At 41.6% G+C, this 8,055-nt stretch carries 9 protein-coding genes and 1 tRNA gene; 3 read left to right on the forward strand and 7 right to left on the reverse strand.

Annotated features, from left to right (window positions below; all coding sequences use genetic code 11):
- Positions 1–30 precede the first annotated feature (30 nt).
- Together rpoD and OU793_RS11930 are read left to right on the forward strand one after the other, a co-directional pair.
- The gene (gene rpoD, locus OU793_RS11925; RefSeq protein ID WP_005453778.1) at positions 31–1,893 is read left to right on the forward strand and encodes an RNA polymerase sigma factor RpoD; all 1,863 of its coding nucleotides are present in this window, start codon (positions 31–33) and stop codon (positions 1,891–1,893) included.
- Between the two features lie 140 nt (positions 1,894–2,033).
- Positions 2,034–2,109, forward strand: a tRNA-Ile gene (locus OU793_RS11930).
- Positions 2,110–2,333: 224 nt separating this feature from the next.
- On the opposite strand, the gene OU793_RS11935 is transcribed toward OU793_RS11930, so the two are convergent.
- From OU793_RS11935 to OU793_RS11945, 3 genes are all read right to left on the reverse strand, one after another.
- Positions 2,334–2,465, reverse strand: a complete 132-nt coding sequence (locus OU793_RS11935) for a hypothetical protein (RefSeq protein WP_017634400.1) — start codon at positions 2,463–2,465, stop codon at positions 2,334–2,336.
- A 67-nt stretch (positions 2,466–2,532) separates the two neighbouring features.
- Positions 2,533–3,408, reverse strand: coding sequence for a phage integrase N-terminal domain-containing protein (locus OU793_RS11940; RefSeq protein WP_029839152.1), 876 nt, complete (start codon positions 3,406–3,408; stop codon positions 2,533–2,535).
- 483 nt (positions 3,409–3,891) lie between these two features.
- A complete protein-coding gene (locus OU793_RS11945) occupies positions 3,892–4,254 on the reverse strand; it encodes a hypothetical protein (RefSeq protein WP_236579070.1) in 363 nt (120 codons plus the stop codon).
- A gap of 74 nt (positions 4,255–4,328) precedes the next feature.
- Between OU793_RS11945 and OU793_RS11950 the strand changes: the two genes are divergently transcribed.
- The gene (locus OU793_RS11950; RefSeq protein ID WP_029839156.1) at positions 4,329–4,583 is read left to right on the forward strand and encodes a hypothetical protein; all 255 of its coding nucleotides are present in this window, start codon (positions 4,329–4,331) and stop codon (positions 4,581–4,583) included.
- A 60-nt stretch (positions 4,584–4,643) separates the two neighbouring features.
- On the opposite strand, the gene OU793_RS11955 is transcribed toward OU793_RS11950, so the two are convergent.
- From OU793_RS11955 to OU793_RS11970, 4 genes are all read right to left on the reverse strand, one after another.
- The gene (locus OU793_RS11955) at positions 4,644–5,414 is read right to left on the reverse strand and encodes a hypothetical protein (RefSeq protein WP_029839158.1); all 771 of its coding nucleotides are present in this window, start codon (positions 5,412–5,414) and stop codon (positions 4,644–4,646) included.
- Positions 5,415–5,592: 178 nt separating this feature from the next.
- Positions 5,593–5,793 carry an AlpA family phage regulatory protein gene (locus tag OU793_RS11960; protein ID WP_324186314.1) on the reverse strand — a complete coding sequence of 67 codons (201 nt, stop codon included), beginning with the start codon at positions 5,791–5,793 and terminating at the stop codon, positions 5,593–5,595.
- Between the two features lie 188 nt (positions 5,794–5,981).
- Positions 5,982–7,250, reverse strand: coding sequence for a VapE domain-containing protein (locus OU793_RS11965; protein ID WP_031823103.1), 1,269 nt, complete (start codon positions 7,248–7,250; stop codon positions 5,982–5,984).
- Entirely contained in the window at positions 7,234–7,434 is a 201-nt protein-coding gene (locus OU793_RS11970) for an AlpA family transcriptional regulator (protein WP_029839162.1), read from the reverse strand. The genes OU793_RS11965 and OU793_RS11970 overlap by 17 nt, the downstream gene beginning before the upstream one ends.
- Positions 7,435–8,055: the final 621 nt, after the last annotated feature.

The raw sequence follows: 8,055 nt of genomic DNA on the forward strand, positions 1-8,055 counted from the left end.
TTCACCAGATTACGAAGTTGGATACCGTCTATGGATCAAAATCCGCAGTCACAGCTAAAGTTACTTGTTATTAAAGGCAAGGAGCAAGGCTATCTGACCTACGCCGAAGTAAATGACCACCTACCTGCTGAAATCGTAGATTCAGAACAGGTAGAAGACATCATTCAGATGATCAACGACATGGGTATCAAGGTAGTAGAAACTGCTCCTGATGCTGATGATCTAGCACTGAACGATGACACAAACATTACCGATGAAGATGCAGCTGAAGCTGCAGCAGCAGCACTTTCTAGCGTAGAAAGTGAAATTGGTCGTACAACAGACCCAGTTCGCATGTACATGCGTGAAATGGGTACTGTAGAGCTGCTGACTCGCGAAGGCGAAATCGACATCGCAAAACGCATTGAAGAAGGTATTAACCAAGTTCAATCGTCTGTTGCTGAATACCCTGGCACTATTCCTTACATCCTAGAGCAATTTGATAAGGTTCAGGCAGAAGAACTTCGTCTGACTGATTTAATCTCTGGCTTTGTAGATCCTGACGCTGACGATACAGCAGCGCCAACCGCGACTCACATCGGTTCTGAACTGTCTGAAACTCAATTAGAAGAGGAAGACGAAGAAGACCTAGAAGATGATGAAGAAAGCGATGACGATTCAGATGATTCAGAAGAAGATGTAGGTATTGACCCAGAGCTAGCGCTTGAGAAATTCAACCAGCTACGCAGCACATACCAAAATCTTCAGCTAGCGATCAATGAGTACGGCTACGACAGCCCGAAAGCAACCGTTGCTAACGAAATGATGCTAGACGTATTCAAAGAATTCCGTCTAACACCAAAACAGTTCGACCACCTAGTGAACGAACTTCGCACAGCAATGGATCGCGTTCGTACTCAAGAACGTTTGATCATGAAGTCTGTGGTTGAATACGGCAAAATGCCGAAGAAATCGTTTATTGCCCTATTCACTGGTAACGAATCAAGTGATGCATGGCTAGACGAGATCCTAGCATCTGACAAGCCATACGCTGAGAAAATCAAACGTAACGAAGAAGAGATCCGTCGTTCAATCGCTAAGTTAAAAATGATTGAAGAAGAGACATCTCTAAACGTACAAAACATTAAAGACATCAGCCGTCGCATGTCTATCGGTGAAGCGAAAGCACGCCGTGCGAAGAAAGAGATGGTTGAAGCGAACTTACGTCTTGTAATTTCTATCGCGAAGAAATACACCAACCGTGGCCTACAATTCTTGGATCTAATCCAAGAAGGTAACATCGGTCTGATGAAAGCGGTAGATAAGTTTGAATACCGTCGTGGTTACAAGTTCTCGACTTACGCAACGTGGTGGATCCGTCAGGCAATCACTCGTTCAATCGCGGACCAAGCACGTACGATTCGTATCCCGGTACATATGATCGAAACGATCAACAAGCTAAACCGTATCTCTCGTCAAATGCTGCAAGAGATGGGTCGTGAGCCGCTACCGGAAGAACTGGCAGAGCGTATGCAAATGCCAGAAGACAAGATCCGTAAAGTACTGAAGATCGCTAAAGAGCCAATCTCAATGGAGACACCAATCGGTGACGACGAAGATTCGCATCTAGGTGATTTCATCGAAGATACAACACTAGAACTACCGCTAGACTCTGCAACAGCAACAAGCCTGAAAATGGCTACAAAAGATGTACTTGCAGGTCTAACGCCACGTGAAGCGAAAGTACTTCGTATGCGCTTTGGTATCGACATGAACACTGACCACACTCTAGAAGAAGTTGGTAAGCAGTTCGACGTTACTCGTGAACGTATCCGTCAGATCGAAGCAAAAGCTCTACGTAAACTTCGTCACCCTAGCCGCTCAGAAACTCTGCGCAGCTTCCTCGACGAATAATAAAGCGTTGGACAAAAAAGGTGACCTTAGGTCACCTTTTTTATTATCACTGGTTCTAAGTGGATAAAAACTAAGCGCAATTGCCCTAGTTGCTATCTAGACACCTTGCAACGCTTCCCCTATAATCGTTGACCTATTAAGGCCCCTTAGCTCAGTGGTTAGAGCAGTCGACTCATAATCGATTGGTCCGCAGTTCAAGTCTGCGAGGGGCCACCATATTCTAGAAGGCGTAGCAGGTTAGTACCTGCTACGCTTTTTTTGTACCTAGTGATTTTGGGTGTAGTTGTGGGTGTAGTTAGGAAGTTGCTTAGCTCACAATTTTGGACGCTTTGCTGGGCTTGCCAACATTTTTCCATCACGAGCAGAACAGAAAATTCGATAAGATAATAAAAAAGCGCCCCTTATGTGAAAAGGGGGCGCTTTTTTATTATCTGCCTATTTTACTCAATTCCGTGTTTACGATCATACCAAATAGCTAACAAAGGCAAACCGATTGTACCAACGGTAACTAGAGCTAAAAATAAAAGTTGAGCTAAAGTCATACCCGTTACATCCAAAAGTTGTACTAACATATTGAAACCCGCCCTAATGTTCTTGTGGTTATATTTTAACCTAAAAATACAAAACTTGATAATGTGCTTACCGGCCAAGATAGATAACTGTAATCTCTTCTCGCTCATGCCCTAACTCTCTACTAATAATAAGGCGAGCTTCTTTATCTGCACTTTTTTGTTCTCTACTAAGTTCTCTGCTAGTTAAACCACCCGCTTTAGGTGCATTCATTCCTGTCAGTTCTATGTATCGCTGTTGAGCATATTGATGGCGTAGACCATGGTTCTTGCATAACCCAACCTTCCTACAAGTATTTTCGTAGTGCTTTAGCTGTTGAATGTACTTTTTGCTTGCGGGAATCAGAGAGCCTCTTGGGGCAATAGCTATAGCTCGTTCTAACACCTGCTTTTGATATTCGTTTCTGATTGGTACCTCTCGCGCCTTGCCACCTTTAGTCCAAGAACCCATTAAATGAATTCTATCTGCTTTAATCGCTATACTGGGGTTAAACTTCAAAGCTTCTTCCCGCCTCAGACCGAATGCAGATTGTAGCTCTAACGCTATTTTTATATATGGGTCTGAGATTGCGTTAAACTTTACTTCATCAAGCTCTTTCGCCTTGTTGGTACTATTGTCACTGAAAACTCTCTTTCCTATCCCCAACTCTTCATTGGACTTGGGTAACAAATGCTCACGTCCAGTCTTTTCGAATACCCAACGAATATGTGCCATTCGGTTTTTTATAGTTCCAACGCTTAAGCCTTGACTTTGCCAATGCTCAACCAAAAATTTTACGTGCTTTAACTTAAGTGTATGTGGAGTTAAGTGCCTGTACCCTCCTCTCTTTAATTGTTTTTCGATTTGGATGAGGATGTTTTTACGTGCAGCTTGAGATGCATAACTCCCATCAATGTTGCGCTTCATTAACAAAACTAGGCCGTGTCGTAAGTTTGGTTTGCTCATGACTCTTACTCCTAAATAAATAAGAGCCATATAGCTCATATGGCTCTATCTACTTGAAAAAATGATGGAGAAAACGTAATCAAACCACGTGAACCTGATGGTTAGTGATAAGCCCAATTCAAACTTATGGTTAGTAAGATGAATGCCTCAGAGGCGATTAGGGCAAGAGTGATGGTTTGTGTATCGATAGTTACGAATGTCGTACATGATCTACTTGAAGAAGCGTGAGCATCTACGAGAAGAGCATTGTGACGTCACAATGCTGGTTACGTTTCTTTCTCCTATTGAACATTTATGATTTATGAAGAGTCTTTATAGCGACGGCTACTTTTTTATTTACGTGATGAGGCTACCAAGCCGTCACTTGGCTGTCACCAAGTGACCCCGCTTAAAAGAAATAACGAGAATATAGAAAAAATAAGGTGATGCGCTCGCGGTATACCTCCTGTCACTACCTATTTCACAGCTAGTGACAGGAGGGCTTCAACGTGCGTTCTTTATGCTGTTGAGCAGTGGTTCTTTGATACCATCAATACATAGGACAGCTTCTTGCAAAGACGATTCAAGGCGTGGATCAAAGTAACCATACTGAACGAATATCTGACGTTTGATGTCATCTGGAGATTTCAAGTAATTGATTATATTTTCATCTGTAAGCTTAAATGTTGGCTCTTGGATTAACATGGCCGTAATTGCTTTAGCCATGACGGCGCGATGCTGTAAATCCAAACTTGTAATAGCATCTCTAAACATACCTTCTATATCTTCCATGTAGCGCTTCCAAATAAATTCGTCCATCTGCACCATACATACACCTTTACGTTGTTTTGTTCGCACTGCGAACATTTCACTCCTCTGCTAATCTTAAGTAGAAAGCGTAACCTATTACGTGACAAATGCATAAATCTGGCAGATTGAATATGGAATATAAAAAAAGCCCTACGCTCATCTCAATCTTTGGGAGCATTTTCATTTCATTGCTTAAAGTTATTGTTTGTGTTTTGGAAGCTTCAAGTAAAAGCTCAAACATCGATCGCGAACATATTAGCTATGATGATGGTATTTCAGACAACACCTACTTTGATGACATCGGGTGTGAATTCGAGCGGGATTTAGAGGGTAAGTTGAGGAATAGGATTACAGAAAAACGCCATAGAGATAATTCAGATTGGTAGCTGGTAAAAAGTGACTCAACGTTTACTGTACATTAAGTCACTTCATTCTAATTATAGGCTTCAGTCAAATGTATTTGTTTGATGATAAGAGAAAGACCATAACCAATCGCCAGCTTCCGCTTCATCTAAAGGCACAGGCTCTTGGTTTAAGCCAAAGATCATCAATTTACTGCTTCTTCCATCTACACTATGAACCAGTTTAAGGTCAACAAGCTCAATTTTCCCATTAAATCTGCAAACGTAGTAAGAGCCTTCATTTGTAGGTTGGCTCATAAACCAAGGTGAGCGTTCTGGCCCTACTGCGCTAAAGCAATGGATATTCCTAGCAAAGTTAAATACCGCCTCAACGAGCTCCGGTTTACTAAATTCAGACGTAATCTCTACATCATGGGCAAGTTGAAATGGGGATATGCTCCAACCATAACGATTAAAGCTATCAACAAAAAAATCGATTAAGTTATCAGCATTATCTCTTAAGGCATCCATGTAATCATCTAGATAGAATCCAGGCCCACCAAACAATGAAAGATCCACATATCTAAATACTTTAACCCCCATAACTGACTTAGCCCAATCTAAAGCGGTGCTAAGGTTCAAAAACTGCTTTGTATCCTTACCGTAATCAACTATTACACAATCAATGTCTTCTATCACAGAACATAGTGCATTATCATGATTTAACGGAGTCATGGGAGATAAGTACTCCTCATAATAACCAAACAATACGTTTCTCATGTCAACATGACAAGACATAGAGATACTTGTTTGGTTGCAATATTTAACTGATGCAGAATCAAACTGCTTGCTCCCATTACGCTTAGTACTATTCATATTTCCTTCCTTCTTGATGAATGAGAAGCGAACAGCCCCTCAATGTCAGAAAGAATGTTAAAGCCGATAAAGTTAAATATTTTTTTTAAGCTAACGATTACTGCATTTATCCCAACAAGTGGAATTAACGTTCGCAGTGCGAATAAAAAGCGAGGCCTATAGCCTCGCGTACATAAATTTAATCTTTAAAAGCCTGTTCTTGCTCTACTAGCCAATCAACAAAGTCTCGCTCACGCCAGCCTAAACAACGCCCATTTATCTGTATTGGCTTAGGAAAACACTTGTCTTTCGCCCACCAACGCCAAATAGTCCTTGGACTGCGGCCCAGTGAATCTGAAACTTCTTTAAGGGACATAATTCGATCTCTTGCCATGAGCATCCTCCTTTTCTCATTTGATGACTGAACCAGTATCTTTGATAAAAAGAGGCGTAACGGTTTTAAGAGGTCGATTGATTGAATTGATCAGATGTTCGCAGTGCGAACGACATAAACTTGGTTTTTCTCAATTTACTTCACTTACTCCACTTTAAGTGAGGTAAGTGAAGTAAAGTTATAAACATACAATCTCAGAAATGTGGACGATAGCTGCTTGGAAACAAATACAGCCTGTAGCCATCTTTGTAACGAGTTTCAATTTTCCCCTCATCAGCTAATCGCTGTAGAGCTCTGCCGACATGAGCAACATAGTTACATGGTATGCCTAAGATCTGGCTAATTTGGCCTGGTGCAAGCCATTCAGTCTGGCTTCGATTATCATCAGCCTCCATTGATATTCGCTCCTGAAGCATTTTATACCAACGCCCTTTATCCAAATATTTATCAGATACCGTATCAACCAGAGCCTGCTCGTCCATTGACAGTACCCAAGGCTCACCAGCTTCATACATGTGCTTGACCTCCAACCAAAACTGCCGCAATGACTCGGGCTCTTCTTGGCGAAGGCTGCCAGTTCCGTTGTATTGCCACCCGAGAATCCGATTCACAGTAGTCATATCAATGGGTTCATTTAGTTCAATCACACCAAACCGAGTATTACCCGTTCTGTCCTTTAAGAAGTCTTGGCCGTTTACCGTCGCTATCAAAAGCGTTTGCCTCGGTTTTTTAAGGTCGGTACGCGCATAGGGCAACCTGATTGTGTCTGCCTCTTGGGATATAAATGCTTTCAGCTGACCTTGACTGTGCTTTGTTGAAGACTCCAGTTCACCGAGTTCAACAATCCATGACTTAATAATAGGTAACACGCTATCTTTGCAGCGGGGATCTAATGCCCGACCTCCAAGAAATGCCCCTTGTACGATGTCACCTATTCTTGATAAGAAAGCGGTTTTTCTAAAAGACTGCTTACTCTGAAGCACCGGAACTAACTTACTGCTAAACCGAGGCTCGTATAGCGCCGCAATACAACCTACAAGCCACCTCCGCATAATTAGCTCCGTAACTTCAGGTCTCTTAGAACGGATGCACCCAATAACTTTCTTCACTCGTTCGACGCCATCCCATTCAGAGTCAGCCAGATGCAAAACAATAGGGTGATATGAACGCTCCTTTGCCAAAACATGTAGATGATCACCAATTGCTGCTTTTGGTACATCGAATCTTGCACAGTCGCTTATCAGCTTACTCATTAACACCTCATATTCCATAACCTTACCGTTATGGAGCACTTCTATCTCAGTGTTCATCGCATTTAAGTAAGGGACGTATCCTTTGTGATCTAACAGTACCCTCAGGTTGTCATCTGTATTGAGAATAAGCTTCTTAAACCCTTCTTTTTTCTTGTCTGGAAAATCGAGTTGAGACTCGCTCGGCTGACTTTTATCACTTGCTGCTGTCACTTTTCCCCCCTTGATTCTCCATCCAGTTATCTAGCTCAGACTCTCGCCACCCAAGGCAGCGTCCATTAATCAGAATGGGTTTCGGAAATGTTTTCTCTTTTGCCCACCATCGCCAAATTGTTTTGGGTGTCCGGCCTAAAGCTTCTGATACCTCTTTTAATGGGATTATTCGATTTCGTGTCATTACCTGTCTCCTTATCTCATTTGAGGGCAGGAGTTAGTATCTTTGAAAAAAAAGGAGGGAACGATTTTGGGAGGTCGATTGCATTAATTGATCTTGATAAAAAAGTTATAACCAAAAGAAGATGTTAGCAGTGCGAACAAAAAATAAAATTGGCCTCAAAAGTTCTGGCAATAAAGAGTGAAACCAATTTGTGGACAAAAGTTTCTCAGAATGGTTACGTAAATTTGTAAAAGGCGAATTACTTGAAGTATGGCAAATTAAAGAGCTTACCACCCTTGTGATTATAGGAATGTTTAGATTGGATTGAAGCATGTTTTATATGAACAATTGATACGCAGAAGTTTCAGGTGTTATGATGCCTCGTAGATTCGTAAGCCTCTGATAGGGTGTGTATTTTGGTGGATTCAATAAAAATATGGCTGACTTCTAAATCGTGGTTTTGGAAATCTAAAGCTAAGTATGCAAGGATGGGCTTTCTTCTAGATCGGACTTTATACAAACAACGAGCATCTTTTACTAAAACTAAGAACAACACTACAATTTTAGGCTCCATTACCATTGTAGGTCTTAGTATCAAGTTTGAAGTGCGACACTTTTTACAGATGCGCATGAATATACTCC

Source organism: Vibrio sp. VP6 (assembly GCF_028823755.1).
GTDB lineage: Bacteria > Pseudomonadota > Gammaproteobacteria > Enterobacterales > Vibrionaceae > Vibrio > Vibrio parahaemolyticus.

Bases quoted from the DNA above. Each gene is read 5' to 3' on its own strand.
- OU793_RS11960 (WP_324186314.1), bottom strand. From the start codon at position 5,793: ATGCTCATGGCAAGAGATCGAATTATGTCCCTTAAAGAAGTTTCAGAT.
- OU793_RS11950 (WP_029839156.1), top strand. From the start codon at position 4,329: ATGGAATATAAAAAAAGCCCTACGCTCATCTCAATCTTTGGGAGCATT.
- rpoD (WP_005453778.1), top strand. From the start codon at position 31: ATGGATCAAAATCCGCAGTCACAGCTAAAGTTACTTGTTATTAAAGGC.
- OU793_RS11970 (WP_029839162.1), bottom strand. From the start codon at position 7,434: ATGACACGAAATCGAATAATCCCATTAAAAGAGGTATCAGAAGCTTTA.
- OU793_RS11955 (WP_029839158.1), bottom strand. From the start codon at position 5,414: ATGAATAGTACTAAGCGTAATGGGAGCAAGCAGTTTGATTCTGCATCA.
- OU793_RS11935 (WP_017634400.1), bottom strand. From the start codon at position 2,465: ATGTTAGTACAACTTTTGGATGTAACGGGTATGACTTTAGCTCAACTT.
- OU793_RS11940 (WP_029839152.1), bottom strand. From the start codon at position 3,408: ATGAGCAAACCAAACTTACGACACGGCCTAGTTTTGTTAATGAAGCGC.
- OU793_RS11945 (WP_236579070.1), bottom strand. From the start codon at position 4,254: ATGTTCGCAGTGCGAACAAAACAACGTAAAGGTGTATGTATGGTGCAG.